The organism is Streptomyces sp. NBC_00503 (assembly GCF_036346895.1).
Taxonomy (GTDB): domain Bacteria; phylum Actinomycetota; class Actinomycetes; order Streptomycetales; family Streptomycetaceae; genus Streptomyces.
This window is the reverse complement of the sequence record NZ_CP107855.1, coordinates 3601477-3626986: the sequence shown is the minus strand read 5'-3', so window position 1 is coordinate 3626986 and position 25510 is coordinate 3601477. Positions and strand designations below refer to the sequence as shown.

At 72.7% G+C, this 25510-nt stretch carries 25 protein-coding genes; 9 read left to right on the top strand and 16 right to left on the bottom strand.

Annotated elements, in window-relative coordinates:
- Positions 1-22 precede the first annotated feature (22 nt).
- Positions 23-391 carry a protease inhibitor I9 family protein gene (locus OG490_RS16895; RefSeq protein WP_330297134.1) on the bottom strand — a complete coding sequence of 123 codons (369 nt, stop codon included), beginning with the start codon at positions 389-391 and terminating at the stop codon, positions 23-25.
- A 403-nt stretch (positions 392-794) separates the two neighbouring features.
- On the opposite strand from OG490_RS16895, the gene OG490_RS16890 reads away from it, so the two are divergent.
- The 3 genes from OG490_RS16890 to OG490_RS16880 all read left to right on the top strand — a co-directional run bounded on the left by OG490_RS16890 (position 795) and on the right by OG490_RS16880 (position 3444).
- The gene (locus OG490_RS16890) at positions 795-1988 is read left to right on the top strand and encodes a S8 family peptidase (protein ID WP_330300955.1); all 1194 of its coding nucleotides are present in this window, start codon (positions 795-797) and stop codon (positions 1986-1988) included.
- A gap of 145 nt (positions 1989-2133) precedes the next feature.
- Positions 2134-2742, top strand: coding sequence for a hypothetical protein (locus OG490_RS16885; RefSeq protein WP_330297133.1), 609 nt, complete (start codon positions 2134-2136; stop codon positions 2740-2742).
- A 57-nt stretch (positions 2743-2799) separates the two neighbouring features.
- Positions 2800-3444: a CatB-related O-acetyltransferase gene (locus tag OG490_RS16880; protein WP_330297132.1), complete on the top strand. Its 645-nt coding sequence runs from the start codon at positions 2800-2802 to the stop codon at positions 3442-3444.
- Between the two features lie 15 nt (positions 3445-3459).
- On the opposite strand, the gene OG490_RS16875 is transcribed toward OG490_RS16880, so the two are convergent.
- From OG490_RS16875 to OG490_RS16850, 6 genes are all read right to left on the bottom strand, one after another.
- On the bottom strand, positions 3460-4200 hold the full coding sequence (locus tag OG490_RS16875; protein WP_330297131.1) for a DUF6585 family protein: 741 nt from the start codon (positions 4198-4200) through the stop codon (positions 3460-3462).
- Between the two features lie 149 nt (positions 4201-4349).
- Positions 4350-4865 carry an allene oxide cyclase barrel-like domain-containing protein gene (locus OG490_RS16870; protein WP_330297130.1) on the bottom strand — a complete coding sequence of 172 codons (516 nt, stop codon included), beginning with the start codon at positions 4863-4865 and terminating at the stop codon, positions 4350-4352.
- A 137-nt stretch (positions 4866-5002) separates the two neighbouring features.
- On the bottom strand, positions 5003-5947 hold the full coding sequence (locus OG490_RS16865) for a GNAT family N-acetyltransferase (protein WP_330297129.1): 945 nt from the start codon (positions 5945-5947) through the stop codon (positions 5003-5005).
- A 66-nt stretch (positions 5948-6013) separates the two neighbouring features.
- Entirely contained in the window at positions 6014-7498 is a 1485-nt protein-coding gene (locus OG490_RS16860) for a PTS transporter subunit EIIC (RefSeq protein WP_330297128.1), read from the bottom strand.
- Positions 7499-7579: 81 nt separating this feature from the next.
- Entirely contained in the window at positions 7580-8506 is a 927-nt protein-coding gene (gene murQ / locus OG490_RS16855; protein ID WP_330297127.1) for an N-acetylmuramic acid 6-phosphate etherase, read from the bottom strand.
- Positions 8507-8525: 19 nt separating this feature from the next.
- Positions 8526-9485: a MurR/RpiR family transcriptional regulator gene (locus OG490_RS16850; protein WP_330297126.1), complete on the bottom strand. Its 960-nt coding sequence runs from the start codon at positions 9483-9485 to the stop codon at positions 8526-8528.
- Between the two features lie 102 nt (positions 9486-9587).
- On the opposite strand from OG490_RS16850, the gene OG490_RS16845 reads away from it, so the two are divergent.
- Together OG490_RS16845 and OG490_RS16840 are read left to right on the top strand one after the other, a co-directional pair.
- Positions 9588-9989: a hypothetical protein gene (locus tag OG490_RS16845; protein WP_330297125.1), complete on the top strand. Its 402-nt coding sequence runs from the start codon at positions 9588-9590 to the stop codon at positions 9987-9989.
- Positions 9990-10026: 37 nt separating this feature from the next.
- Entirely contained in the window at positions 10027-10296 is a 270-nt protein-coding gene (locus OG490_RS16840; RefSeq protein WP_330297124.1) for a DUF4031 domain-containing protein, read from the top strand.
- Here the strand turns inward: OG490_RS16840 and OG490_RS16835 are convergent.
- The 3 genes from OG490_RS16835 to OG490_RS16825 form a co-directional block, all read right to left on the bottom strand.
- Entirely contained in the window at positions 10274-10864 is a 591-nt protein-coding gene (locus OG490_RS16835) for a hypothetical protein (RefSeq protein ID WP_330297123.1), read from the bottom strand. The genes OG490_RS16840 and OG490_RS16835 overlap by 23 nt on opposite strands.
- Before the next feature lie 95 nt (positions 10865-10959).
- Positions 10960-12198 (bottom strand): Cmx/CmrA family chloramphenicol efflux MFS transporter, encoded by a 1239-nt coding sequence (locus OG490_RS16830; RefSeq protein WP_330300954.1) that lies wholly within the window; start codon positions 12196-12198, stop codon positions 10960-10962.
- Positions 12199-12278: 80 nt separating this feature from the next.
- A complete protein-coding gene (locus OG490_RS16825) occupies positions 12279-12953 on the bottom strand; it encodes an HD domain-containing protein (protein ID WP_330297122.1) in 675 nt (224 codons plus the stop codon).
- A gap of 134 nt (positions 12954-13087) precedes the next feature.
- On the opposite strand from OG490_RS16825, the gene OG490_RS16820 reads away from it, so the two are divergent.
- Positions 13088-13783, top strand: a complete 696-nt coding sequence (locus tag OG490_RS16820) for a copper homeostasis protein CutC (protein ID WP_330297121.1) — start codon at positions 13088-13090, stop codon at positions 13781-13783.
- A gap of 113 nt (positions 13784-13896) precedes the next feature.
- Here the strand turns inward: OG490_RS16820 and OG490_RS16815 are convergent, their stop codons facing one another.
- Positions 13897-15960, bottom strand: a complete 2064-nt coding sequence (locus tag OG490_RS16815; protein ID WP_443065828.1) for a HelD family protein — start codon at positions 15958-15960, stop codon at positions 13897-13899.
- A 357-nt stretch (positions 15961-16317) separates the two neighbouring features.
- Between OG490_RS16815 and OG490_RS16810 the strand changes: the two genes are divergently transcribed.
- Complete coding sequence (locus OG490_RS16810) at positions 16318-16503, top strand: hypothetical protein (RefSeq protein ID WP_330297120.1); 186 nt, start codon at positions 16318-16320, stop codon at positions 16501-16503.
- 46 nt (positions 16504-16549) lie between these two features.
- On the opposite strand, the gene OG490_RS16805 is transcribed toward OG490_RS16810, so the two are convergent.
- Both OG490_RS16805 and OG490_RS16800 read right to left on the bottom strand, forming a co-directional pair.
- Positions 16550-18193, bottom strand: coding sequence for a DNA repair helicase XPB (locus tag OG490_RS16805; protein WP_330297119.1), 1644 nt, complete (start codon positions 18191-18193; stop codon positions 16550-16552).
- Between the two features lie 190 nt (positions 18194-18383).
- Positions 18384-19058, bottom strand: a complete 675-nt coding sequence (locus tag OG490_RS16800) for an HAD-IA family hydrolase (RefSeq protein ID WP_330297118.1) — start codon at positions 19056-19058, stop codon at positions 18384-18386.
- A 123-nt stretch (positions 19059-19181) separates the two neighbouring features.
- Between OG490_RS16800 and OG490_RS16795 the strand changes: the two genes are divergently transcribed.
- A complete protein-coding gene (locus tag OG490_RS16795; protein WP_330297117.1) occupies positions 19182-19670 on the top strand; it encodes an N-acetyltransferase in 489 nt (162 codons plus the stop codon).
- A 71-nt stretch (positions 19671-19741) separates the two neighbouring features.
- Here OG490_RS16795 and OG490_RS16790 read toward each other — a convergent pair whose 3' ends face one another.
- The 3 genes from OG490_RS16790 to OG490_RS16780 form a co-directional block, all read right to left on the bottom strand.
- Positions 19742-20992 (bottom strand): LPXTG cell wall anchor domain-containing protein, encoded by a 1251-nt coding sequence (locus OG490_RS16790; RefSeq protein ID WP_330297116.1) that lies wholly within the window; start codon positions 20990-20992, stop codon positions 19742-19744.
- 259 nt (positions 20993-21251) lie between these two features.
- Positions 21252-21884 carry a DUF4291 domain-containing protein gene (locus OG490_RS16785; RefSeq protein ID WP_330297115.1) on the bottom strand — a complete coding sequence of 211 codons (633 nt, stop codon included), beginning with the start codon at positions 21882-21884 and terminating at the stop codon, positions 21252-21254.
- A gap of 56 nt (positions 21885-21940) precedes the next feature.
- Entirely contained in the window at positions 21941-24418 is a 2478-nt protein-coding gene (locus tag OG490_RS16780; RefSeq protein ID WP_330297114.1) for a helicase C-terminal domain-containing protein, read from the bottom strand.
- Positions 24419-24503: 85 nt separating this feature from the next.
- Between OG490_RS16780 and OG490_RS16775 the strand changes: the two genes are divergently transcribed.
- The gene (locus OG490_RS16775) at positions 24504-25496 is read left to right on the top strand and encodes a hypothetical protein (protein WP_330297113.1); all 993 of its coding nucleotides are present in this window, start codon (positions 24504-24506) and stop codon (positions 25494-25496) included.
- Positions 25497-25510: the final 14 nt, after the last annotated feature.

Below are 25510 nucleotides of genomic sequence, written 5' to 3'. Positions count from 1 at the left end.
GGGGGCGGAACGGGGACGGCTCTCAGAAGGCGGCGGGGCCGGAGGCGGACGCGGTGCCGTCCTTCTCGACCGATTCCACCACCGCGGTCGTCCGCAGGGCTTCGACCTGCTCGGGGGAGAGGCGGGCGCTGAAGCCGTTCAGGACGTTGCGGTAGACGTGGATCGGGGTGATCCCGTAGGCGTCCGCGACGGCGGCCGGGTCGAGGCCGGGGTGCACGGTGACGACGTACGCGGGCCACTCGGCCGGGGTCGGGGCGGCCGCGCGGGACGCGGGTGCGGGTCCGGGTGAGGCGGCGGTGGTGGTGGCGGCGTGTGCGGGCAGGGCGGCCACGGCGGTCAGTGCGAGGGCGGCGACGGCCGTCGGCAGGGTCCAGCTCGGTCGGGTGCGCATGACGGCGAGGCCACCACGTACGGCCCGCCCGGTCAACGACCCCGGGCGGCGCGGCGGAGGCCGGTGGTGGTGAACGGCGAGTGCGCCCCTCGGCGGATGCGCGCGGTTCCTTCCATACGGGTGAACTTGCGGGCCCGCGCCCAGCGGCGCGAGGGTGTTCGCGCAGAGTCCGCGCAGAGGGGGAGGGTCCCGGACACCCGGGGGAGAGAATCCTTTCTTCGGTAGGTAGGAAGACCGGCCCGCAGACGGGCCCCCGCGCGGGCGGACAGGAGGTGCGGGCCGGTCAAGTCCCCCCGGCGGCCCGCCGATGAAGGGGGAGAGCCGCACTCCGGGACGCCTTCCGCGTCGAACGGAGGCGGCTCTCGTATGCCGACCCCCACCTTCAGGAGCCCCCTCTATGTCGATGCGCCTGATCGCCCGTGTGGCCACCGCCGCCCTGCTCGCCGCCGCCCCGGTGGCCGCCGGAGCCGCGTCCGCCGACGCCTTGCCCGAGCCGACCCCCGTGCCGCTGACCATTTCGGCCAACGCCATCCCCGGGCAGTACATCGTGACGCTGGAGCCGGGCTACGACCCGGCCAAGGTGGCGGAGCGGCTGAAGCTCAAGCCGAAGTTCCTCTACACCAAGGCCATGAACGGCTTCGCCGTACCGATGACCAAGCTCCAGCTGGACATCGCCCGGGTGAGCCTGGGCGTGAAGTCGGTGGAGGCGGACGCGAAGGTTGCGGCCCCGTCGATGGCCTCGGTCCCCGGCGACGGCGTCCGTGCGTTCGGACCCTCCTCCTCCTGGGGCCTGGACCGGATCGATCAGAAGGCGCTGCCGCTCGACATCACCTTCACCACCCAGGGCAACGGCGCCGGGGTGAACGCGTACATCCTCGACTCGGGCATCGACTACAAGCACGAGGAGTTCGGCGGCCGGGCCACCTTCGGCTACGACGCGATCGGGGACGGCCGCGACGGCCAGGACTGCAACGGCCACGGCACGCACGTCGCGGGCACGGTGGGCGGCAAGACGTACGGCGTGGCGCGCAAGGCGAACCTGATCAGCGTCCGGGTCCTGAACTGTGAGGGCACGGGCGACTCCTCCGGCATCATCGCGGGCCTGGACTGGGTGGCGAAGAACGCCAAGCAGCCCGCGGTCCTCAACGGCTCCCTGGGCGGGGACAAGTCGCTCGCGGTGGACAACGCCGCGACCGCCCTGTCCGACGCGGGCGTGCTGCCGGTCATCGCGGCGGGCAACAGTTCGAAGGACGCGTGTCTGGTCTCGCCCGCGTCCGCCGCGCGCGTGCTCTCCGTCGCCGCTTCCAACCAGTGGGACGAGGAGACCGACTTCTCCAACTACGGCCCCTGCGTATCCCTCTACGCCCCTGGTGCCGCGATCGTCTCCGCGAAGCTCGGCGGCGGCAGCGTGGCCCTCGACGGTACGTCGATGGCCGCGCCGCATGCCGCCGGTGTCGCCGTCCTCTACAAGCAGGCGCACCCGACCGCGACCCCGGCGGAGATCAACGAGTTCATCGACGAGGCGTCCACCAAGGACGTGCTGAAGAGCGTCAGCAAGGGCAGCCCGAACCAACTGCTGTTCACCGGCGGCCTCTGACACGCGGCGCCCCGGCCGGGAGACCGGCCGGGGTCACTGACCGTCGGCGCGCCTGCCCGCACGACTTCTCAGGGATGTCTCTCAGGGGATCTCGGGGGTCGCTACCGGATGTGACTCGGGGTCCCGTCCCCGTAGCGTCATCTGCATGATCAATACGCGAACTGCCTTCCTGGCCGCACCCGTTCTGATGGGTGCCTACGGTGTCATCCGCATCATCGACGGCCTCGACGGCAGCCGCGGTCCGGGCCTCGCATGGAGCCTGGGCCACCTGTGCTTCCTCGGCGCCCTCTTCTTCTTCGTACGGGGCTTCGCGGCGATGCGCGAAGCTGCGGGCCGCAACCGGCTGGCCGCCGTGGGGATGTGGACCGGCACGGCGGGAGCGATAGCCGTCGGCGTGCAGTTCGCCATCGACCTGGTGGTCGGGTTCCTGTCGGCGGACCGGGGTGCCATGGACGAGATGTTCACCCGGGTCCAGGAGATACCCGGCGTGCTCCCGGCGTTCTACGACTTCGGCCCGCTGCTGTTCTTCGTCGGCCAGCTGATCCTGGTCTCCCAGCTCGCCAAGCGCCGCGTCCTCAAGCCGTGGGCCCCGTTCCTGGTCCTCATCGACACCACCCTCCCCTTCGCAGACAAGGACCTCATACCCCTCGGAGCCGTCCTCCTCCTGGTCTCCTTCGCCCCGCTGTGGCGCAGCGGCGAGGTCGACGCGGGCGCGGTGGCCGAGGCTAAGGTGCCGGCCTGGGAGCGGGCCTAGGAGCGGGCCAAGCGCTCGCGCCTTCCGTGAGCTGTTGCCGAGCCGAAAGGGACTGCCATGCGTCACCTTCCCGCGGACCCGACGGTGCTTCACCCGTTGCCCGACCAGCCGCGCGTGGTCCTGCTCAAGCCGCTGGTGACCTCGCCGCTGATCGAGGTCGGGGAGTACTCGTACTACGACGACCCGGATGATCCGACCGCCTTCGAGACCCGCAACGTGCTCTACCACTACGGGCCGGAGAGGCTGGTCATCGGGAAGTTCTGCGCGCTGGGAACCGGGGTGCGGTTCATCATGAACGGGGCCAACCACCGCATGGACGGGCCCTCCACGTTCCCCTTCCCCATCATGGGCGGATCCTGGGCCGAGCACTTCGACCTGCTCGGCGGCCTGCCGGGCAGGGGGGACACCGTCGTCGGCAACGACGTCTGGTTCGGCTACGACACCCTGGTCATGCCCGGAGTGCGCATCGGGCACGGCGCGATCATCGCTTCCGGCGCCGTAGTCGTGGACGACGTCCCCGACTACGGCATCGTCGGAGGCAACCCGGCAGAACTCATCCGCACCCGCTACAGCGAGGACGAGATCACCCGCCTGCTCGCCCTTGCCTGGTGGGACTGGCCGGCGGAACACCTCACCGAGCACATCAGGGCCGTCATGACCGGCACCATCGACGACCTCGAAGCGGTCGCACCACGGTCCTAGCCGAGGGCGGGACGGTCAGCCGCGGAGGTGGTCGACGACGGCGAGGAACAGGAAGAAGTTGGGGATCTTCGCGACCGGGGTGTTCGACCAGGACAGCATTTTGCCGGCCTTCGTCAGGAAGACGGTGCCGTTCTTGATCTCGATCTTCTGGATCTCGCTCCACTGCACGGCGCCGCGCTTGGCGGTGGAGATCCCGCTCCCGGTCATCGCGATGTCGCCGAAGCGGACGGTGCCGCCCTGCTCCAGCAGGGTCATCACGTGGGGCAGCTGGGCCCGGGTGATCTCGTGCTGGATGGCCCCGCCCCAGCGCTCCGGGTCGGCGTAGAAGTTGGTCAGCTTGACCGAGGACCCGTCCTGCTTGAACAGCGTGTACAGGTAAGTGGTCCCGACGTAGACGCCGTTGGCGTACTTCCTGGTGATCTGCTGGAGCGCCGTCAGCGAGTCCCAGCGGAACGCGTCGGTCGGGCCGGTGTGATCGGCGACGACCATGCCGTGTTCGAAGAGGTGGATGCGCTTGGCCGCCTGCTTGCGGGACAGGTTGGGGCTCTGCATCAGGATCCACACGAACATCAGGCCGGGCAGGACGAAGCAGGCCAGGCCGAACAGCATGAAGACGAAGAGCCCGATCATCCGCCCGGTGCCCATGCGCTGGGGGAGGAAGGTCTCGCGATGCTCCCCGAGGTTGTGGGCGGTCGCGAGCGACGCGACCGCATCCGGTATCTGTTCCTGGGCCATGGGGACGGCAGGTGACGCCATGGTGCCTCTTTCAACACGCCCGGGATGTTCTCCACGGGACGGACCGCTTCCGTTTGCGGAGCGGAGCCTACTGGCCGCTCCGGCGCCCGCCGCACCGGGCTCCCTCCAGGCGCGCACAGCAGGCTCTCCGCGGTCCGTCCCGCAGCCCGTCAGCGGTCGAGGTCGATCGTGAAGCGCCTCGTGCCCGGAGCGATCGTGTCGGCGTGGACCGAGCCGCGCGCCGCGCTGAATTCCCCGGTGCCGCCGGTGATCGCGTTGTCGAAGGAAGGGGGAGGGCCGGGGTTGAGAATGCCGAAGACCGTGCCCTGCACGGAGAGCTGGCCGGTCGGGAGGTTGTAGGTCACGACGCACTCCTCCGCTCCGCCGTTGTCGACCCGGGTGGTGGTGCAGGTGCCGCCGGTGTCGCCGACCTGCTTGCCGTCCTGGTCGAAGAGGATCGAGTGGAAGACGGTCCGATCGCCCTGGGCGGGGGCGCCGCCGGGGTTGACGGGGAAGCGCGTCTGCTGCGCGAGCTGGCCGGTGAGGGTGATGACCCGGTGCCTGCCTCCGACTTGGGCGGAATCGGTGTCCGTCGCGGCGGCCGCGGTGGCCGCGACGAACGTGCAGGCGAGAAGGGCGGCCAGCGCAGTGGCCGTGCCGAGAGAGGCCGCTCGGATGGGGCGCATCGTGTGGCTCCTGAGGTCGATGCTCATGGATGGTCGGGTGACGCATTCATAGCCTCGGGGCGGTCGCCGCCCGGAGCGTCCCGGCGCGAACCACCGGCAGATCCGACTGATCGGACCAACTCGGGCCCGTATCCGCCTCAGTCCGTGCGCAGGCGGGCGTGGAGGTGTTCGTCGTGCCAGCCGTCCGCGTGGAGGAGGGCTCCGCGCATGGTGCCCTCCAGGGGGTAGCCGGACTTCAGGGCGACCCGGCAGGAGGCCGGGTTGGATACGGAGTGGGTGATGCGCAGGCGGTGCAGGCCGAGGTCCTCGAAGGCCCAGCGGGTCACGGCGGACACCGCTTCGGCCATGACCCCGCTGCCGCGTCCGGCGGGCAGGAGCCAGTACATGATCTCGCCGCTGCCGCCGCGCAGATCGAGGTCGGCCAGCCCGATCAGGCCGACGGCCTCGCCTCCGGCGGTCGGGGCGACGGCCCAGGCCGCGGCCTTCTCCGTCTCCCAGCGGCGACCGTAGCGCGCGATGCGCTTCTCGGCCTCGGCCAGGGTGAACCGGTCCGTGCGGTTCCAGTGCCGGATGTCCGGTTCGAGGCCGGCCCGGATCAGCGCGGGGGCGTCGTGGGGCTCCCACGGACGCAGGTGGAGACCGGCGCTGCCCGGGAGTTCGAGCACCGGCTGGGGGCCCGCGCTCATCCGCCCGGCCGGAACCACCGCGGGTATCTCCTCGCAGGCGCGGAACAGGGACAGGAGCGCCTTGGCCGCAGGGCTCCCGCCATCGAAACCGTGGCTGCGGTCCAGCGGTTCGGGGACCGCCGGGCCGGTGAGGAGGACCCGGTTGCAGGAGAAGCAGGGGATGACGTCGTAGAGGTGGTTCAGCTCGGCGTCGTGGGCGCGGATGCCCCAGGTGGGCACGAAGCACCGGGCGGGATCCCCCGGGGGAAGGCTCTCGACGAGGGCGAGGGCTTCGGCGGCTTCGGCGCCGGTCCACAGGGCGACGGGGGTGCCGCCACTGATCGGACCCCACGGATCGGCCGGGCGGGGGGCGAGGCGGACGAGTTCGAGGGCTTCGGCCCCAGGGGGGATCTCCATGCCCGCGAGTATGCCGAACGCCCTGCCTGAGCAGGGCGTTCGGAGCGGGAGGGAGAAGGAGAAGGGTCAGGCCAGGGCCGGTTGTTTCGCGGGCTCCGGCTGGGCGGGGGGCGCGGGTTCGGCGTCCGGGTCCGTGTTGAAGTCGGTGAGCATCTGCTTCGTGAAGCCGAAGAAGTAGGTGGCCGCGAAGCCGACCAGGTAGCCGACGGCCAGGCCGCCCGCGTAGATGGCGATGGTCATTCCCATGCCCGACTTGCCGTCGAGGAGCGGGAACAGGGCCCAGCCCGAGGGGCCGATGGCGGTGGAGCCGAAGGCGGTGCCCAGCTGGTTGAAGAGGCCGATGAAGGCTCCGCCCGCCGCGCCGCCGATGCAGGCGGTGATGAAGGGGCGGCCCAGGGGGAGGGAGACGCCGTAGATGAGGGGTTCGCCCACGCCCAGGAAGCCGGCGGGGAGGGCGGACTTGATGGTGGAGCGGATCGAGCGGTTGCGCGGGAGCTTGTAGTAGACGGCGATGGCCGCGCCGACCTGGCCCGCGCCCGCCATGGCGAGGATGGGGAGGAGGACGGTGTAGCCGGTCTGCTCGATCAGGGTGGTGTGGATGGGGATCAGGGCCTGGTGCAGGCCCAGCATGACGAGGGGGAGGAAGAGGCCGCCGAGGACCAGGCCGGCGAAGGCGCCGCCGGTGGCGAGGAGCCAGGTGGCGAACGTACCGATGGCGGTGGAGACCTCACCGGCGATGAACATCAGGCCGAAGAGGGTGACCAGGCCGGAGACGAGGACCGTGAGGGTGGGGGTGACCAGGACGTCCAGGGCCTCGGGGACCCACTTGCGGCACCACTTCTCCACCTGGACGGCGAGGAGCGCCGCCGCGAGGGCGCCCAGGACGCCGCCCTGGCCGGGGGAGAGCTGCTGGCCGAAGGCGTCGATCTTCGCCACGCCGGGGAAGACGATGATCGCGGCGACGGCGCCGCCGAGGATCGCCGTGCCGCCGAACTCCTTGGCCGTGTTGTAGCCGACGAAGACCGCGATCAGGGACATGAAGCCGGAGGCCATCGCGGCCAGCGCGGGGACGACGGCGGGCAGCCAGCCCATGTTGGTGATGAACCCGTTGAGGCCGGCGATGATGCCGCAGCCGATCAGGGCGGGGATCAGCGGGACGAAGATGTTGGCGATGCGGCGCAGGAACAGCTTGAAGGGGGTGGAGTTCTTGGCCTTCTGGGCGTCCTTGATCGCCGCGCCCTGGGCGGCCAGTTCGTCGGCCGTCACGGAGTGGGCGGCGGGGGCGGCCGAGCGGCCTTCCGCTACGAGGGCCTCGAACTCGGGCGTGACGCGGGCGACGGTGCCCGGTCCCAGCACGATCTGGTAGGTGTCGTCCTCGACCACGCCCATGACGGCGGGCACGGCCTTGAGCGCTTCGTCCTGGACCAGGGAGCGGTCCCGCAGGGTGATGCGCAGGCGCGTCATGCAGTGCGCGATGGAGAGGATGTTGTCCGGACCGCCGACCAGAGGAAGGATCGCGGCGGCTGTGGCGCGGTTCTTGTCAGTGGACATCTTGGTGTTCGCCTTGCTGCTCGGGGTCAGCGGGGAGTGGCAGGGGAGCGGCCGGGGGTGGCCGGGAGTGGCAGGGGTGGATCAGCGGGGGGTCTGGGTGAGGGCGGCCCGGAGGTGGCCCTTGGAGGCGGTGAGGAGCTCGCCGGCGGTGGGGCCGTCGACTCCGCCGAGGATGACGAGGATGGCCTGCTTGACCTCGCCGTCGCAGGCGCTGAGCGCGGCTTCGATCTCGGTGTCGGGGGCGCCGGTGGCCAGCGAGACGATGCGGCGGGCGCGGGCGCGCAGCTTCTCGTTGGAGGAGCGCATGTCGACCATGAGGTTCCCGTAGGTCTTGCCCAGGCGGATCATCGTGAGGGTCGAGATGAGGTTGAGTACGAGCTTCTGTGCGGTGCCGGCCTTCAACCGGGTGGATCCGGTGAGGAGTTCGGGGCCGACGACGACCTCGATGCCGTGGTCGGCGGCCGCGGCGAGCGCGGAGCCGGCGTTGCAGGACAGGCCCACGGTGAGGGCGCCGCGCCCGCGGGCGAACTCGACGGCGCCGATCGCGTACGGGGTGCGGCCGGAGGCGGAGATGCCGATGACGGTGTCCTCGGCGGTCAGGGCCAGTGCGGTCAGGTCCTCGGCGGCCAGTTCCTTGGAGTCCTCGGCGCCTTCGACGGCCTTGACCATGGCGGAGGGGCCGCCCGCGATCAGGCCGACGACCTCGGAGGGGTCGGTGTTGAAGGTGGGCGGGCACTCGCTGGCGTCCAGGACGCCCATCCGGCCCGCGGTGCCCGCGCCCGCGTAGATCAGCCGCCCGCCGCGGGCCATCCGCTCGGCGATCCCGTCGATGGCGGCGGCGATGGTCTCGAGCTCTCCGGCGACGGCGGCCGGGACGGTGGCGTCCTCGGCGTTCATCAGGCGGGCGATCTCGAGGGTGGACAGCCGGTCGATCTCGGCCAGTTCGGGGCGGAAGGCCTCGGTGGTCAAGGTGGCGAGCTGGGCGCGGAGTTCGGCGTACGCGGTCATGGGTGGGGCTCCTGAGCTGCTAGCGGGTGGTGCTGCCCCGCTTGGCGGTGGGTACGGGGGTGTGGTGCCGGGGCGCGAGCGCCTCGTACGAGGCTGCGAGCGCGGGCGCGGCGGTCTCGTAGGTCTGCTGCGCGACGCCGACGAAGAGGCAGTCGACGACGAGCAGTTGGCTGGTCCGGCTCGACATGGCGGCCGGGCGCAGCTGGGTCTCGCGGGCGGCGGAGGTGGCCAGCACGAGGTCGGCGTAGTGGACGACGGGGGAGTTCGCCCGGGCCGTGAGCGCGAGGGTGGTGGCGCCGTGCTCGAAGGCGATCCGCAGGGGTTCGATGACGTCGCCGGTGCCGCCGGAGTGCGTGATGGCGATGGCGACGTCGCCGGGGCGCAGCAGGACGGCGGTGGTGACGGCCAGGTGCGGGTCGTTGTGGGCGTGGGCGATGAGGCCGATGCGCGACAGCTTCTGGGAGAGGTCCTGGGCTACGAGGCCGGAGGCGCCGACTCCGTAGATCTCGATGCGGCGGGCGCCCGCGAGGGCGGTGACGGCCGAGGCGAGGGCGGTGACGTCGAGGCCGGCGGCGGTGTCGGCGAGGGTCTGTGCCTCCTCGTGGGCCAGTTTGGCGACCACGTCCGCGAGGGAGTCGTCGACGGCTATGTCCACGGTGACCGCCGGGGCGGCGCCGGACTCCTGCTGGGCGGCGAGTGCGGCGAGCGCGAGGCGCAGGTCGCGGTAGCCGGGGTAGCCCAGGAGCCGGGCGGTGCGCACGACGGTGGCTTCGCTGGTGCCGGTGCGGGCGGCGAGGTCGGAGACGGTGAGCGCGGCGCACCCGGCGGGGTCCTCGGCGACGGTTTCGGCGACGGCCTGCATGGAGCGGGTCATCGAGGGGCCGAGGCTGCGGACGCGGGCCCGCAGGGCGGCGGGGGCGGGGACGGGGGAGGTCGCGTCCGCACCACCGCTGAAGGTTTCTTTCACGTTCTTGCTCACGCTTGAAATCTATTTTCAGCCGGGTGGGGGCGTCAAGACGCCATAAGTCACCGGCGCAAGAGGACCTTCGCCAGTTGGGCCGTCCGGGTCCACAATGTCTCCATGGACCACGCGACCCCCCTGGAACAGGCGCTGCACGCCGCACGCGCCCTCGTACTCGCCGATCTCGTCGCGGGCGAGGTCGCCGAAGCCGATGTCGTCTCCCTCGTCGAGAACTCGGTCACGCACCGCCGGTGGTGGGTGGAGCAGTGGCCGGAGGGTGTCGACTACCTCGCCGGACTCGTCGCCCAGGACGTGAAGGACGCACTGCTGCAGAAGTACGGGCGCTGGCCGCTGTGCCCGGTCTGCAACCACGGCGAACCGCACGCGCTGGACGTGGAGCCCGAGCTCGGACCCGACCCGATGTGGGTGTGCTCGGAAGCCGGCGTGCGGGTGGCGCCGGTCGGCGGACTCGGACCCGTCTTCGCGGGCGGCTTCGGCTCCGGCTCCGGGTACGACGAATGAGCCGCCGTGGAGCCCGGGTGCGGCGGATGAGCCGCCGGTGACGGTGTACATCGACCCGCCGGACTGGCCGGGCCACGGCCGCATGTGGTCGCACCTGGTCAGCGACGTCTCGTACGAGGAGCTGCACGCCTTCGCGGCCTCGATCGGCTGTCCGGAGCGGGCCTTCGAGCGGGACCACTACGACGTGCCCTCGCACCGCTACGAGGACGCGGTGGGTGCGGGCGCGGTCGAGATCGGCAGCAAGGAGCTGGTCCGGCGGCTGACGGCGGCGGGCCTGCGCAGGCCTAAGGGGCGGCCGGCGCCGTAGGGGTGTCCGGGGCCTCGGTGGCGCCCGGGGCGGAGGTCATCACGGTGATCTGCGCGAGGGCGCCGATCAGAAAAATGCTCTGCAGGATCGCGAGGTTGCCGTAGGACGGGGATGCCGCGAAGGCGGGGACCGCGGCGGTGTGCAGTACGAGTGCGGTCCGGCACACCCAGCCGCCTCCGGTCCACATCCGCCGGGACTGTCCCGCGGGGCGCCAGAGGCTCCAGGTGATGTAGGCGGCGACCAGGCACCCGACCCCCGCCACCGGCCACGGCACGTGCAGTGGGGCGGTGGCCCCCGCGCCGATGCCGTGTTCTGCCAGGTTCAGGAGGGCGAAGACGAAGACCGGCGGCCCGGCCACGGAGAAGGCGGCGCCGATCAGGCGCAGCCTCTTGATCCGCGCCTTCCTGGGCGGGCCGAGAGGAGACGGGGTCCGGCGGCCGGTCCGTTCCTGGAAGTCCAGGAACCGCCCGGCCGTGCCCCGGAAGTCGGTCGCCAGGAGCAGTCCCGTGCCACTTGCGAGGAGCCCCCACCCCAGCAGGAACAGTCCCGGACCGTAGCCGTCTTCCATGACCCCGTCTCACCTCTTCAGCGTCCGGCCCCCCGCCGGACGGGCTCACGCTAGGCCCTGGGCGGGGTCCCCCGGCATGCCGGGTTCCGGCAGTCTCAGTGGCCCGCGGGCTGCCGGACGTCGGCGGTGCGCGGGGTGGCTTCCGAGGAGGCCACGACGCGGGTCGCGCCCGTGCCCGTACGGGGCCTCGTGCGCCGGTCCAGGCGCAGGGCGACGAGGCCCAGCCCGATCGCGGTGACGGTCATCGCGGCACCCGCCCAGGCGGTGGCGGAGAAGCCGTAGCCGGCGTCGATGACGGTGCCGCCGAGCCAGGGGCCGCCGGTGTTGCCGAGGTTGAACGCGGCCGTGGTGGTGGCTCCGGCCAGGGTGGGGGCGGCGCCCGCGACGTTGAACATGCGGGCGTTGAGCGCCGGGGCGGTGAAGAACGCCGAGAAGCCGAGGAGGAAGGAGAGGGCGATCGCGGCCGCGGCGGTGGAGGCCAGCAGGGCGAGGGCCGTCAGGAAGACGGTGGAGGCGGTGATGCCCCACAGCATCACGCCGAAGAGGTTCGCGTCGGCGATCCGCCCGCCCAGGGTGGTGCCCAGCAGCGCGCCCACCCCGAAGAGGCCCAGGATCCACGGCACCCAGCCGGAATCCAGCCCGGCCACCTCGGTGAGCAGCGGGGACAGGTAGCTGAAGGCGCAGAAGACGCCGCCCGCGGCGAGCGCGGTGACGCCGATCGACAGCCAGACCTGGCGGTCGCGGTAGATCCGCAGCTCGCGGGAGAGCGTCGGCTTCTCTTCGGGCAGCGGGATCCTCGGGATCAGGGTGAGGATGCCGACGAGCGCGATGGCGGAGGCGGCGGCCACGGCCCAGAACGCGGAGCGCCAGCCGAACTGCTCGCCGAGGAACGCGCCGGCCGGGACGCCGAGGACGTTGGCGATGGAGAGGCCGCCGATCATGACGGCCATGGCGCGGGCCCGCTGGTGCTGTTCGACCATGGCGATGGCCACGGCCGCGCCCACGGCCCAGAAGCCGGCGCAGGCGAGCGCGGAGACGATGCGGGAGGCGAAGAGCAGCTCGTAGGAGGGGGCCAGCGCGCCCGCGACCTGCCCGAGGCCGAAGAGGCTGATGAGGGAGACCAGGGTGGTGCGGCGGGGCAGCCGCAGGGTGGCCACGGCCAGCAGCGGCGCACCCACCACCATGCCGATGGCGAAGGCGGATATGAGCAGGCCCGCCTGGGGGATGGTGACGCCCATGTCCTCGGCAATGGGTGGCAGGAGCCCGGAGAGCATGAACTCACTGGTTCCGAGTGCGAAGACGGAGAGGCCGAGGATGTAGACGGCGACGGGCATGCGGGTGCGTTCGGCTGCTACGGGCATGAACTACACCAACCCCGGAGAAACGTTTCACATTCCCTCTGCGTGCATTCCCTCTATGCGAGCCCCGCCAGCTCGGCGGCCAGGTTCGTGCGGGCCGGGGCCTCCCAGTGCGCGGCCCCGTACGGGGTGCGGAAGAGGTGCGGCAGGTCCAGCAGCTGGCGCAGGACGGCGGCGCGGCCCTCGCGGAAGGCCGCGTCGGGGACGAAGGCGTACTCGGCGCGCACGGCGGCGGTGTACGCGGCGTAGGCGTCCGGGGTCCCGGCCAGGACCCCGAGGTCGGCGTCGCACAGCACCTCGCCGTTGGTGTCCCCGGGCGCGGGGTCGTGGGTGACGGTGAGCCGCACCAGGCGGGCCGTCTCGGCGGTGCGCTCCGCGTCGATGCCGAGCTCGGGCAGGGCGCGCTCGGCGAGGGCGGCGCTGCGCTCCTCGTTCTCGGAGCGGTCGGGACGGTAGACGGCGTCGTGGAACCAGGCCGCGAGCTCCACGGCGGGGAGGTCCAGCGCGGCCCGGTCGGCGGCGTGCGGGGCGAGTACGTCGATCCGCGCGAGTACGTCGGCCAGGTGCGCGGTGGTGTGGTACCTGCGCTGCGGCTCCGCCCAGGCGGTCAGGAGCCGGTCGGCGTAGGGGGCGGGATCGCGGTCGGCGCCGGCGGCGGTGGCGGTCGCGTGCCAGCGGGTTCGGAGGCCGGTGGCGCGGTCGGTGGCGCTGCCCTGCGTGTCGGAGGTCATGCGCACATTGTGGTGGTGGCGTGATTGTGCTGGTGAAGGGCGGGCGAAGACCCGTACCCTGAATATTGGACTAGACCTATTTTCCATACTGGCCCGGAAGGGTCATACGAGCAGTTTTCCGAAGGATGGATGACATGAGCAACCGTGCGCTCCTGGAGGTGATCGCCCTCGACGCTGAGGACGCGATCGCGGCCCAGGCCGGTGGGGCGGACCGACTCGAGCTGGTCACCGACATGGCCGCCGACGGGCTGACCCCGCCGCGCGAGACCTTCGCGGCGATCAGAGCGTCGGTCGACATCTCCCTGCGCGTGATGCTCCGCAAGGCCGACGGCTTCTCGGCGGGCACCGCCGAGGACCTGGACCGCCTGGTCACGGAGGTACGGGCGCTGCGCGCGGAGGGGGCCGACCAGTTCGTCCTCGGCTTCCTGAACCCGGACGGCACCCCCGACCTGGCCGCCGTCGAGACGGTCGTGGCAGAGCTCGGCGGCTGCGGCTGGACCTTCCACCGGGCCATCGACCGGGCGGCCGACCGCGACCAGCTCCGCAAGGCGCTGGCGGACCTCCCCGGCCTGGACACCTACCTGACGGCGGGCGCCGCGGGCGGCGTCGACGAGGGCCTGCCGGTCCTCCTGGCCGAGGCCGCCCGCACGGGGACCCCCGGCTACGAGCCGCGGATCCTGGTCGGCGGCGGCCTGGCCCTGTCCCACCTCCCGGTCCTGCGCGAGGCGGGCATCAACGCCTTCCACATCGGCGGCGCGGCCCGTCCCTCCGGGTGGGACCGGCCGGTCTCCGCGGCGGCCGTCGCCGACTGGCGGGCCGCCCTGGCCTGACCGGCCGGGGATGCGGGCGGGCCCTGCGGGCGGCTGTCCCCTACCCACCCTTCCACCGTTCCCCGGGGCTCCGCCCTGGACCCCGCTCCTCAAACGCCGGAGGGGCTGGATGTTCAGGCCAGCGCCTCCGGCAAAGGGGCCGAGTGGAGGAGGGTCAGGCCCGAGACGGCGCGGGTGAGGCAGACGTACAGGCGGCGCAGGCCGGTGCGTTCGTCCGGCTCGCCGGAGACCACGGCCGCCGGCTCGTCCAGGACCACGTAGTCGTACTCCAGGCCCTTGGCGAGCGACGCCGGGACCAGCGTCAGGCGGGACTCCGCCGTCGTCTCCTCGCCCGGCGAGAGGTACGGCAGACCCGCCTCCAGCAGGGCCTGCGCCAGTTCCGGCACGCGCGCGTCCGCCGCGATCAGGCCGATGGAGCCCTCGTGCGCGAGCGAGGCCCGGCAGGCCTCGACGGCCGCCGCCGTCAGGTCCGCCGTTTCCGTGACGACCAGGGAACCCGGGGTCTCGCGGACCGAGGAGACCGGTGCCAGGCCCGGGGAGATCGAGGGGAGCAGGCGGGAGGCGTAGGCGATCACCTCGCGCGGTACGCGGAAGCCCGCCGTCAGCTCCTCCAGGACCGCCCCCGGCTTGCCGAGGTGCCCCAGCGCCTCGTCCCAGCTGCGCGTGGCCCACGGGGTCGTGCCCTGGGCGAGGTCGCCGAGGATCGTCGCCGAGCCCGTCGTGCAACGGCGGCCGACCGCCCGGTACTGCATCGGGGACAGGTCCTGCGCCTCGTCGAGGACGACGTGGCCGAGCGAATGCGTGCGCTCCACCAGGTCGCCCGCCTCGTCGATGAGGACCAGGTCGGCGGCCGACCACTTCGCGGACTTCACGCTGCGGAAAGGCTTCTGCCAGAGCAGGAGCTTCTGCTCGTCCTCGGACAGGATCCCGTCCGCGTGCGCCGCCAGGAACTCCGGGTCGCAGAGCAGGCGCAGCACCAGCTTGGCCGGTTCCACCAGCGGCCAGACGGTCTTGACCAGGGCCTTCACCGCGGCGTTGCGGGCCACCGCGTCCTGGACGCGGTCGTCCGGGGCCTCGCCCGCCTGTTCCATCCGGACCAGGACGGTGTGCGCGATCCGCTGCGGAAGGGCGTCGCGGGCGGCACCGTAGCGGATGTCGCGGGCCTGGAGCTCCGCGACGATCTCGGCGATCTCGTACGCCGGCACCCGCCAGCGCCGCGATCCGCGGACCACCATCAGCGGCTCGGCCGGCTCGGTGACGTGGGAGTGGACCGCGCGGCGCAGGACCTGCGCCATCCGGGCGTCGCCCTTGACCACGGCGGTTTCGGCGGCGTCCGTGCCGCGTACCTCCAGGTCCGGGCGGGCCACCAGGTCCTCGACGGTCGCCTGCTTGACCTCCAGCTCGCCCAGGGCGGGCAGGACCTGCTCGATGTAGTGCAGGAAGGAACGGTTCGGCCCGATCACCAGGGTGCCGGTACGGGCCAGGCGGTCGCGGTGCGCGTAGAGGAGGTACGCGACACGGTGCAGGCCGACCGCCGTCTTGCCGGTGCCGGGGCCGCCCTGCACGCAGACGGAACCGGACAGCCCCGAACGCACGATCTCGTCCTGCTCGGGCTGGATCGTCGCGACGATGTCGCGCATGGGGCCGACGCGCGGGCGCTCGATCTCCTGCTGGAGCAGCTTGCTCACGGTGGCGGCCGACTCGGTCGGGTCGGAGAGGTGCTCGTCCTCGTACGCGGTCAGCTCGCCGCCCGTGTAACCGAAGCGGCGGCGCAGCGCGACGTCCTGCGGGTCGGCCTTGGAGGCCCGGTAGAAGGGCTGGGAGACGGGCGCGCGCCAGTCGATCACCATCGGGTCGCCGCCGGCGTCGTGGACGTGGCGGCGGCCGATGTAGAACTGCTCGCCCTCCGCGCCTTCGGCGAGCTCGGAGCCGGGCGCGTGCAGGTAGTTGAGGCGGCCGAAGAAGAGGGGGGTGTGGGAGAGGTCGGCGAGGGCCTTGATGCGGTCGTCGATCTGGGCCTGGAGCACGATGGCGTTGACCCAGTTCGCGGTGACGTCGCGGATGTCCAGGGACTCCACGTCCTCGCGCATCGCGCGCAGCGCGGAGCGGGAGGACGCGAGGTGGGCCCGCTCCCGGGCCAGGGGGTCGGTGGTCGGTACGGGGGCGTGGGCGGGCACGGAACTGCCTCCTGCTGCTGGCTGCTGCTGCGAGTGACTGCGTGATGCGGACGGACAGGCCCGTCGGTTTCCGTCCGACGGGCGGCTCTCCCCGGTGGGGCAGCGGGAGGCGGCAAGAGCGGAGATTCTAGTCATCGCGGGGGTGGCGCGCGAATGGATATCTCGGCGGACCCATCCGGAACGAACCAGGACGAAAGTCCCTGCGATTCGGGCCCCCGTACGGGTGCCGTTCGGGCGGTGTCCTCCTTTGGACAGAGCCCTTAGGGGGAGGCGTGGGCCGTGAGTATGAGGCGGCGCGCCCCGAGGTTCAGCCCCCAGGGCGATGTGGCGCGGCGGGCGAAAACGCACCATGGGTACATGAGCACCGCAACCTTCACCCCGATCCAGGGCCGCCGCGCTCGCGGCGCCACCGCCACCTCCGTCACCCGCCCGCGCCACAGCGTCGGCGGCGTCTTCCGCGCCGCCAAGGTCTTCGCGGCGGCAGCCGTGAGCGTCGTCGTCCTCGGCGAATACGCCGAGGACGCGGGCGTCATACGTCGCTGACCCGCGTCCCGGCCCGCACCGTTCCCCTACCTGGGCCCGGGTGGGGTCAGTCGCTCGCCAGCAGCTCGTCCGCGTCCATGATCCGGTAGGCGTAGCCCTGTTCGGCCAGGAAGCGCTGGCGGTGCGCGGCGAAGTCCTGGTCGATGGTGTCGCGGGCGACGACCGAGTAGAAGCGGGCCTCGTGCCCGTCCGCCTTCGGGCGCAGGACGCGGCCCAGACGCTGGGCCTCCTCCTGGCGGGAGCCGAAGGTGCCGGACACCTGGATGGCGACCGTGGCCTCGGGCAGGTCGATCGAGAAGTTCGCGACCTTCGAGACGACGAGCACGCTGATCTCGCCCTCGCGGAAGGCGTTGAAGAGCTTCTCGCGCTGCGCGTTGGAGGTCTCGCCCTTGATGACGGGCGCGTTCAAGTGCTCGCCGAGCTCGTCGAGCTGGTCGATGTACTGCCCGATGACCAGGGTCTGCTCGCCCGCGTGCTTGGCGACGAGCGCCTCGGTGACCTTGCGCTTCGTCGCCGTCGTCGCGCAGAAGCGGTACTTCTCCTCCGTCTCGGCGGTCGCGTACGCGAGCCGCTCCGACTCGGTGAGGTTGACCCGGACCTCGACGCAGTCCGCCGGCGCGATGTAGCCCTGCGCCTCGATCTCCTTCCACGGGGCGTCGAACCGCTTCGGGCCGATCAGCGAGAACACGTCCGACTCGCGGCCGTCCTCGCGCACCAGCGTCGCGGTCAGTCCGAGCCGCCGCCGGGCCTGGAGGTCGGCGGTGAACTTGAACACCGGCGCGGGCAGCAGGTGCACCTCGTCGTAGAGGATCAGGCCCCAGTCCCGGGAGTCGAAGAGCTCCAGGTGCGGGTAGATGCCCTTCCGCTTCGTCGTCAGGACCTGGTACGTGGCGATCGTGACGGGCCGGATCTCCTTGCGCGTACCGGAGTACTCGCCGATCTCCTCCTCCGTCAGCGAGGTCCGCTTGATCAGCTCGTGCTTCCACTGGCGGGCGGAGACGGTGTTCGTGACCAGGATCAGCGTGGTCGCCTTGGCCTTCGCCATCGCGCCGGCGCCGACCAGCGTCTTGCCCGCGCCACAGGGCAGCACGACCACGCCGGAGCCGCCGTGCCAGAAGCCCTCGACGGCCTGCTGCTGGTAGGGGCGCAGCGCCCAGCCGTCCTCGTTCAGCTCGATCGGGTGCGCTTCGCCGTCCACGTACCCGGCGAGGTCCTCGGCCGGCCAGCCCAGCTTGAGCAGGGTCTGCTTGATCTGCCCGCGCTCGGAGGGGTGCACGGCGACGGTGGACTCGTCGAGCCGCGCGCCGACGAGCGGGGCGATCCGCTTGGACCGCAGGATCTCCTCGAGGACCGGCCGGTCGGTGCTGGTCAGGACCAGCCCGTGGACGGGGTGCTTGGAGAGGGTGAGGCGGCCGTAGCGGGCCATGGTCTCGGCGACGTCGACCAGCAGCGCGTGCGGGACGGGATACCGGGAGAACTCCACGAGCGCGTCCACGACCTGCTCCGCGTCGTGGCCGGCGGCCCGGGCGTTCCACAGGCCGAGCGGGGTGATCCGGTACGTGTGGATGTGCTCGGGAGCGCGTTCCAGCTCGGCGAAGGGCGCGATGGCCCGGCGCGCGGCTCCGGAGAGCTCGTGGTCGATCTCGAGGAGGAGCGTCTTGTCGCTCTGGACGATGAGGGGCCCGTTCACGCGCGTCCCTTTCCGGCGTGGGAGGACCGCCCGGACGCGGACGGCCAAACCTCCAGTCTGCCGTATCGCTCCGCGGGGTGGGTGGTACTGGGCTGTACGGGGCTGCGGGCGGGGCCCCGTCGGCCCCGGGGGTGGTTGGGGGGTGGTCGGGTGCGGCGCCGTTGCCGGGCTCCGCCCCGGGCCCCGCGCGTCACATGCCGGCGGGGCCGAATGTGCCGGTGGTGAAGGCGAGGATCTCCGGGGCGGCCTCGCGGAGGGTCGGGAAGTGGCGGTGGGCGCCGGCCGTCGGGGTCGGGCTGTTGACGGACCAGACCGTCATGCCGGCCCGGAGTCCCGACCGGACGCCCGACGGGGCGTCCTCGATGACCAGGCAGTCCTGTGGTGCCGCGCCGAGGAGGGCCGCGCCCAGCAGGTACGGGACCGGCGAGGGCTTGCCCTCGGTGACACGGGCCGCGTCCACGAGGACCGGCGGGACCGGCAGGCCGGTGCGGTCGAAGCGGCCGCGCACGCGGTGCTCGTAGTTCGAGGTGACCAGCCCCCAGCTGCCCGGGGGCAGGGCCGCCAGCAGCTCGGCCGCGCCGTCGAAGGCCTCGTAGACTCCGGTGCGGACGTCCTCGTCCTCCAGCTCGTGCAGCGCGGCCAGGCAGGCGTGCGGGTCCTCGTCCGGGGCGACGGCCGCGAAGGTCTCCATCGGGCGGGTCCGCAGCGCGACCTCGTACACCGCGTCCGGGTCCAGGCCGTGCCGGGCGGCCCAGGTCGCCCAGACCCGGCGCTGGTTGGCGACGGCGTCGACGAGGGTGCCGTCCACGTCGAAGAGGACGTAGCGGGTGGCAGCGGGAGCGGGAGCGGTGGCGGCGGTGGTCACCAGGGGATCATGCCAGGCCCCGCAGGAGCGGCTTCGGGCCGCCGGTGGCCGGTCGGTGAACCGCTCCGGCCGGCGGCCCGATAACCGGTGGGCGCCGGAGAAGGGGCTGCGTAGGGTCGCCGCATGAGTAGCGATCAGCAGGGTTTCGTACCGGCGGCGGACGCCTTCGAGGTGCCCACCCGGCTCGCGGGGGAGGGCTTCTGGCTGGAGCCCCTCGGACCACAGCACAACGAGAGGGACCTCGCCGCCTGGAGCGGGAGCATCGCGCACGTGCGGGCCACCCCCGGATTCCTCGGGGACTGGCCCCCGCTGGAGGGGATGAGCGCGGAGGCGAACCTCGCCGACCTGGTGCGCCACGCACAGGACTTCGCAGACCGGCGCGGATTCACGTACAGCGTCCTGGCGGGGGAGGAGGGGGAGGGAGAGGCGGCCGAGGTCGTCGGGTGCCTCTACATCTACCCCGCGAAGGCGGATCCGGAGCGGGTGCACGTCAGCTCCTGGGTGCGCGCCGACCGGGCGGCGCTGGACAAGGCCGTGTACGAGGCCGTCACGAACTGGTTCGCCGAGGTCTGGCCGTTCGCGCCGGAGCGGATCGACTACGCGGCCAGGTGAGCGGGCCCCGCGAAGGGCGCGGGGCCCGGCACTTGGTGTGCCGGGCCCCGCGCCTTCGTTGAGCAGGAGTACTAGCCGCGGACGGCCTTGCGGCGGCGGGCGCCGAGCCAGGCGGCAGCGCCGCCGAGCGCGATGAGGGCGGCGGCCAGGCCGGTGTACAGGCCGGTGTTGGAGTCCGAGCCGGTGTGCGCGAGGGAACCGGTCGCGGCGGGGGTGTTCGCCGCGGACGGGGTCGCGGTGGCCGCCGGGGTGGTGGCCGCGGGGGTGGTCGGGGCCGGGGAGGTGGGCGCGGGGGAGGTCGGCGCGGGCTTCGTCGGGGCCGGGGAGGTGGGCGCGGTGGCCTTCGGGCTGAGCTTGATCGCCACCTCGGTGCTCGCGAAGGGGCGGAAGTTGCCCTCGGAGTAGCCGACCGAGGCGCCGACCAGGACAGGGGTGACCTTCTGCGGCGACTTCGAGCCGAGGGCGATCTGAAGGCGGACGACGTGCTCGCCGGAGGCGTTGCCGAAGCCCTTCGGGATGACCGGCAGGTTGAAGTTGCTGCTCTCCCCCAGGTCCTTCCACACGCCGTTGACCTTGACGCGCGCCTGGTAGGGGACGACCGAGTTGGGCGCGTTCAGCTCGATCGTGGTGCGGAGGCCGTAGTCGAAGGTGTTCTCGCCGGTGACCCGGTAGCGCAGGTCCATTTCCCGGCAGTCGGGAGCCGTGCCGCCCTCGCAGGGACCCACGTTGGCGAACGAGGTCTCCAGCTTCCAGGGGCTGACGGCCGGGGAGGTCTTGAAGGTCAGGGCGGACTCGCCGCCGACGGCGATCTCGTTCTGGTAGGACGAGGAGCGCAGCGTGAAGTCACCGGTGTTGGTCGGGTAGCTCTTGGCGAGGCCCATCGTGACCTTCCAGGTCATCTTCCCGCCGGCCGGGATGGTGAAGCCTTCGCCGTCGTCCCCGGCGGCCGGGTGGAACATGCCCTGCCACTCGCCGTCCTGCTGCCCGATGAAGGACGCGGTCGCCGGGGCGTTGAGCGCCTCCACCTTGAAGATCACGTCGCTCTTCTGGAGCGTCATGGTGCTGCCGGGCGTGTTGAGGAGCATCCACGGGTGGTAGGAGGAGACCTTGTCCGTCGTGTTGGTCACCGTCAGCTCGAAGGTCTCGGTCGCCCCGCCGCGGGTCAGCGGGCCGCTCGGCACCGGCGCGCTCATCGTGGTCTTCAGCGCCTGCTTGTTGCCCTCGGTGGCGTGGGCCGTCAGCGGCATCAGGACGGTGCCGGCGATGGCGGCGGCGACGACGGCGGCGGAGGTGTTGCGGAGGGCGGCGGTGCGAGCGGACATGGTGGACTCCCCCAGGAATCAACGAGATCAGACGGCAGTGGCGGCCGAGAGGCCGGGAACGGCCCGAGAGGGCCGAGAGGCAGAGCGGAGGCTGAGCGAGGTGGCCGGAGGTGAACTCCTGGCCGGTGGTGCGGGTCTCGCCTGCGGTCCGGTTTGCTTTCCCCCCGGTCGCTGCTGCGATGAACTGATCTTCACACAGATCACATCCCTGATTCGTCGTCGGAATGTCACCGCTGTGCAACAGGGCCCGGAGGCCCGTTCACCCCATCTGACCTGCGATAACGGAATCATCTCGACCAGTTTCCGCACGGCCTGACGGATACGGGATCTCCACCGGGAGCAGGGCGCGCGCCGCGGCCGTTTCGCCGGACCGGAGCAGGGCGTGGATCTCGCGCGCCAGCGGGGTCACGTCGCGGATGGAGACCGTCCACTCGTCGGCGTAGGCCCGTGACGCCGGTCCGGACAGCCCCAGTTGGAGCGAGCGGTACGGCAGCGCGTCCAGGTGCAGGTCGCGTTCCGGGTCCCACTGGACGCGGACGGGGGAGGTGCGCAGGGCCTGCTTCCAGGCCGCGTGGTCGGGGTGCACGTCGGGGTCGTAGTGGGACAGGCAGGCCTCGCGCACGGCACCGTCGAAGCCGGCGCGGGTGATCTCGACGGCCAGCACCGTCTCCTGGTCGGCCTTGGCGGCCCAGCCGCAGCGGTACATCATCCACAGCAACGACGGCTTGATCCACGTCATCCGCTCCCGCTTCCAGGCGTCCGGGAAACGGCCGTCCCGGGCGGCGGGGAGCCCCAGACGCGGGGCGTAGGCCTGGTAGACGGTGACGGTGGTGTCGGTGTGGGAGGCGCGGATCTGGTGCTGCGGGATCGCCGCGGGCAGGGCTTCGGGCATGTGCCCAGGGTGCGGGGCCCGTGTGCCTCGCAGCCAGTGGATTTAGCCCCGAGCCCTCAGACCTGGTCCTCCGCCAGCTCCGCGACCCCCGTGATCCGGTGCAGCGCGTACGTCCGTACCTCGTCCGCCGTGTGGTCGTACCCGGTGACGAAGCCGCCCTCCACCCGTACCGGGGCGATGACCCGCTGGCTCGCCGCCCCGTCGGCGTTGACGTAGCCGATCCACACCGCCGAGCCGATCATCGCGGCCGCCTGCACGGTGGCCAGGGTCTCCGCCGCGCTCGTGCGCGGGAGCTCGCCCGGGACTCCGGAGGACGCCGTGGCGGGCTCCTTGCGGACCGCAGTCGCCGCCGCGTCGCCCGCACGGATGGCCCGTACGGCTGCACCCAGCAGCGTCGCGTCCGGCACCGGCGGCCCGTCCGGGACCGGTACGGGCGCCGAGCGGGCCGGGGTGCGGTGGGCGTCGGCGCGGGCCACGAGCACGTCGCCGGTACGGGACTCCGCGGCCGGGGCGTACCCCATGGCCCGCAACCCGTCGAGCAGCGCGCCCGGTTCGGCCTGGGCCGCCAGCACCGTGGGGGCGATCCGGCGCAGGCCCAGGCCCGCCGAACGCTTGTCGGCCAGGATCTCGCCCAGCATGCTGTCGTCGTCGCAGCGCACGTACGAGGAGGCCGAACCGACCCGCAGGTGCCCGTGGCGCCGCGCGACGTCGTCGATGAGGTACGACAGCGGCTGCGGCACCGGGGTGCGGCTGTGCTCGGTCAGGAAGGCTTGCAGGTCCACGGCGGTGTGGCCGGAGTCCAGCGCCCGGCGCACCGACCCGGGCGTGAACCGGTACACAGTGGCCCCGCCCTTGGACTCCACGTCCGCCAGGACCGCCAGGACCTCGGCGAGCGGGCGGCGCAGCGGCCCCGGGGCCACCGCCGTCAGGTCGGCCTGGAGCAGTACGTGGTCCACCGGCTCGGGCAGCAACGGGGCCAGCAGCGATGCAGGTTCACGGCCCTCCAGCAGGGCCCGGCCGTGCGCGGACAGCGCACCCCGGCCGGTGACGCCGAGGACCTCGGCCTCGGTCAGCGCCCAGTTCGCGAGGCGGGCGCGCAGCTCGCTCGTACCGCGCACCGGGCGCTCCCACGCGAGGCGGGCCTGGAGCGCGGCGACGTCCGGGGAGCCGCCTTCGGGGAGGGCGGCCAGGAGGCGCAGGATCCGGCGGCGCACCTCGGGGGCGGCGGAACGGTCCAGGTCGGAGCCCAGGACCGACAACGTACGGCCCTTCGCGTCCTGTTCCCCGGCCAGCCCGGCGGTCCGGGTCGCGGACAGCCAGGCCGCCGCCAGCACCGACCAGCCTTCGGCGGGCGGCAGTTCGCACCAGCCGTCGAAGGCGGGGGTCGGGGCGTAGCGTTCGTCGGCCTCGCCGTCGCTGGCCAGCAGACCGGCCGCGTAGGCGAGTTCGATCCAGAACGCCGCCGAGCGCTCGTCGGTGTCCAGGGCCGCCGCGGTCCGCTTCAGGTCGCGTACGGAGAGCCCGCCCGCCCGGAGCACCGCCGGGCCGGTGTACTCCCAGGACTTCACCAGTTCCTCGACGGTCGACAGCGCGGCCAGCGCCTGACCCGCCGCGTTCGCGTCCACAAGCTGTGGACGGTGCTCGCGCAGCGCGGGAACGGCCGGAGCCTGCGGCTCCGTCGCCCGGTGCGCGAGCCCGCCGCGCAGGTACAGCGCCACCTCGCGCGGCAGCACCACCGTGCGCGCCGAAGCAGGCAGCAGCAGACCCCGGTCGCGCAGCCAGCGCACCGGAGGCGTCGGATTCGGGGTCACCTCCCCGTACGGCGGCCCCCACACGAGCCGCCCCAGCACCTGATGGGCCTCCGCCGGAGCCTCGTCGAGCAGCGCGGACATCCGCTCCGGGTCGGTGAACAGGCCCGTCAGCGCGGTCACCGCCGACACCGGATCGTGCGTGGCCGTCAGCCCGGCCGCCGCCACGATCTCCTGGATCCGCGTCGGGGACATGCCCGCGGTCGCCTCGGCGACGGTCGGACCGAGCCCGGTGGGGGAGGGGCGCGACGCCGACGGGGCCAGCAACTCGCGGGCCGTGCGCACCAGGCGCAGCCGCTCCTCGTCGCCCCATACGAGGGCCTGGTCGCGCAGGGTCGCCAGGGCCCGGGGGAGCTCCGCGCGGGCCCCGTTGTCCTGCCCGGACGTGGTCCCCGTGTCCCCGCTGAGCAGCGCCTCCAGCACCGCGTACGGGCACGGCTCCGGAGCCACCGCCAGGGCCTCGGCCGTCTGCAGCGCGAACCGGTCCAGCCGGTCCAAGGCGCGCACCACCGAGGCACGGGTCCCGGCCCGCGTCGCCAGCTGCGTCACGTCCCCGGGCACCGGGCTCAGCAGGTCGGGACGGGCGCGCAGCAGGGCGGCGAGCCCCTCGTCCTCGCGGGCGCGCAGCGCTTCGGCGAGGGAGCGCGGAGCGCTTCCCGCGGTGCTCGGGTCAGGCACGGTCGTCGCCTCCTGGTCGCGTCGGCCGGTCAGTCGGCCGGTCCCCATCCGGTCAACGGTATCCGCTGAGCCCTCGGCAGCTCCACGGGCGCACGCGCTACCTTCGGTCCAGGTGGACGGGAGGAGCCGGGGCGTGGGGATCGAGAGCGACCATCTGGTCTACGAATATCTGAGCCGGGTCGGGGACTTGGCGCAGCGCAGGCAGCTGTCCTCGGGCGACCGGATGCGTCTGGTGTCGGGGCTGCGGGACGAAATCGACCGGCGGCGGGCCAAGTACGAACCGGAGACCCCGGCGGCGGTACGCCGGATCCTGGAGCGGATCGGCACGCCCGAGGAGGTCCTGGACACCCTGTCTCCGCAGCCGCCGCGCTGGTCCCCGGCCGCCGCGGACCCCGGACCGGCCGTCCCCGCCCAGCGGGAGCCCGGCCGGCTGCGCCGCAGACAGGTGCCGCCGCCCCGCCCGGAGCGGGCCCCCGAGCCCGCGCCGCCGCACCTGGCCGGGCTCGACGAACTCGGCGCGGGCGAGAAGATGGAACCCGACTGGTGGCGCATGGCGCCGGGCGCTGCGGGCTCTTCGGGCTCGCCGGGTTCGTCGGTGGAGGGCTTCGCGGGCGGGATCGAGATCCCGGACCTGTTCAAGGAACCGGAACCGGACGAGTCGGCCGGGGGCCCGGACCCCGCTCCGTCCCAGGCTCCCGAACGCCCGACCCTCGTACGGTTCCTGCGCGAGCGGCGGCGCGCCGCGAAGGCCGATGCGGCCGCCGTCGCGGATCCCCCGGCCGCCGCGCGGCCGAAGCCGCACCTGTTCCTGCTGCTCGCGGCCCTCGTGCTGGCCGCGGGCGCGGTCTCCGGCCACTGGCTGCTGCTCGCCGCGGGCTGGCTGCTCGCGTACGCCTCGCGCGTGCTGGGCCCCACGGAGCGAAAGCTGGTCGTCTTCGGGCTGCCGGGGGCCGTGTTCGCGACGGCCGTGGTGTGGGTGTGGGGCCGGCTGGAGGGGAAGTGGGGGGCGCCGCTCGCGGACGGGGCGATGGGTGGAACCTTCCACGACATGTGGCCCTGGCTGGTGCGGGGTGCGGCCGTCGCCTCGGCGCTGTACCTCGTCTGGCGGTCCCGGCGGCGGGCCTGACCCCGCGGGTAGGG

What these genes read in the sequence shown, in the direction of transcription:
- OG490_RS16895 (WP_330297134.1), bottom strand. Translation starts at nt 391, where the DNA reads ATGCGCACCCGACCGAGCTGGACCCTGCCGACGGCCGTCGCCGCCCTC.
- OG490_RS16890 (WP_330300955.1), top strand. Translation starts at nt 795, where the DNA reads ATGCGCCTGATCGCCCGTGTGGCCACCGCCGCCCTGCTCGCCGCCGCC.
- OG490_RS16885 (WP_330297133.1), top strand. Translation starts at nt 2,134, where the DNA reads ATGATCAATACGCGAACTGCCTTCCTGGCCGCACCCGTTCTGATGGGT.
- OG490_RS16880 (WP_330297132.1), top strand. Translation starts at nt 2,800, where the DNA reads ATGCGTCACCTTCCCGCGGACCCGACGGTGCTTCACCCGTTGCCCGAC.
- OG490_RS16875 (WP_330297131.1), bottom strand. Translation starts at nt 4,200, where the DNA reads ATGGCGTCACCTGCCGTCCCCATGGCCCAGGAACAGATACCGGATGCG.
- OG490_RS16870 (WP_330297130.1), bottom strand. Translation starts at nt 4,865, where the DNA reads ATGCGCCCCATCCGAGCGGCCTCTCTCGGCACGGCCACTGCGCTGGCC.
- OG490_RS16865 (WP_330297129.1), bottom strand. Translation starts at nt 5,947, where the DNA reads ATGGAGATCCCCCCTGGGGCCGAAGCCCTCGAACTCGTCCGCCTCGCC.
- OG490_RS16860 (WP_330297128.1), bottom strand. Translation starts at nt 7,498, where the DNA reads ATGTCCACTGACAAGAACCGCGCCACAGCCGCCGCGATCCTTCCTCTG.
- murQ (WP_330297127.1), bottom strand. Translation starts at nt 8,506, where the DNA reads ATGACCGCGTACGCCGAACTCCGCGCCCAGCTCGCCACCTTGACCACC.
- OG490_RS16845 (WP_330297125.1), top strand. Translation starts at nt 9,588, where the DNA reads ATGGACCACGCGACCCCCCTGGAACAGGCGCTGCACGCCGCACGCGCC.
- OG490_RS16835 (WP_330297123.1), bottom strand. Translation starts at nt 10,864, where the DNA reads ATGGAAGACGGCTACGGTCCGGGACTGTTCCTGCTGGGGTGGGGGCTC.
- OG490_RS16830 (WP_330300954.1), bottom strand. Translation starts at nt 12,198, where the DNA reads ATGCCCGTCGCCGTCTACATCCTCGGCCTCTCCGTCTTCGCACTCGGA.
- OG490_RS16825 (WP_330297122.1), bottom strand. Translation starts at nt 12,953, where the DNA reads ATGACCTCCGACACGCAGGGCAGCGCCACCGACCGCGCCACCGGCCTC.
- OG490_RS16820 (WP_330297121.1), top strand. Translation starts at nt 13,088, where the DNA reads ATGAGCAACCGTGCGCTCCTGGAGGTGATCGCCCTCGACGCTGAGGAC.
- OG490_RS16810 (WP_330297120.1), top strand. Translation starts at nt 16,318, where the DNA reads ATGAGCACCGCAACCTTCACCCCGATCCAGGGCCGCCGCGCTCGCGGC.
- OG490_RS16795 (WP_330297117.1), top strand. Translation starts at nt 19,182, where the DNA reads ATGAGTAGCGATCAGCAGGGTTTCGTACCGGCGGCGGACGCCTTCGAG.
- OG490_RS16790 (WP_330297116.1), bottom strand. Translation starts at nt 20,992, where the DNA reads ATGTCCGCTCGCACCGCCGCCCTCCGCAACACCTCCGCCGCCGTCGTC.
- OG490_RS16785 (WP_330297115.1), bottom strand. Translation starts at nt 21,884, where the DNA reads ATGCCCGAAGCCCTGCCCGCGGCGATCCCGCAGCACCAGATCCGCGCC.
- OG490_RS16780 (WP_330297114.1), bottom strand. Translation starts at nt 24,418, where the DNA reads ATGGGGACCGGCCGACTGACCGGCCGACGCGACCAGGAGGCGACGACC.